Origin of the sequence: Collinsella sp. SGI.033 (assembly GCF_050315135.1) — a bacterium.
GTDB lineage: Bacteria > Actinomycetota > Coriobacteriia > Coriobacteriales > Coriobacteriaceae > Collinsella.
This window is the reverse complement of record NZ_JBNPOK010000072.1, coordinates 1-569: the sequence shown is the minus strand read 5'-3', so window position 1 is coordinate 569 and position 569 is coordinate 1. Positions and strand designations below refer to the sequence as shown.

The following is a 569-nucleotide window of genomic DNA, read 5'->3' as shown; positions in this document are numbered from 1 at the left end:
AAGAAACACAGCCCAAAGGTGGCGCCCGAAATGACGGCAAGCAGGTTGCCGAGCATGCCCTCGGCACTCAAATCGCCTAAAAAGAAAAGTCCCATACCCGTAAAAGCAACCACCACGGAGGCAATCTTCGCAGGCGAGGGCAACGTGCGAGTTGCGAGCGATTGATACACGATAACGAAAATCATCGAAGTGTACTGCAGAACGATCGCGTTGCCGACCGTCGTGAGCTGGTTGGCAAAGTTAAACGTGGTGCCCGTTACGAAGTTACAGACGGCCACAAGGACAATAAGACGACTGACGCGGAGGACGGGCCTGCCGACGAGCAGGATAAAGAGCGCCATAAATATTGCCGTGACGGCACCGATCAAAAGAGCTGACTGCGAATTGGCGCGAACGAGGATGCCGATAAAACTCCACAAGAGCGCCGTGCCAAATAGATACATCGCCCCGCTCACGCTATTATCGGGTGGATTGTCAGATCGAATCACGAAGCACCTCCAGCTAGCTTTCGGTAATAAAAAACGGCGACCACAACGGGTCGCCGTTTCCCTTGGGGGCAGATAATAGGT

Annotated in this window: 1 pseudogene; it reads right to left on the bottom strand. The window is 53.8% G+C overall.

Annotated features, from left to right (window positions below):
- Positions 1-488, bottom strand: a pseudogene (locus ACQRC0_RS08810) (DMT family transporter); the annotation flags it as partial.
- Between the last annotated feature and the right edge of the window lie 81 nt (positions 489-569).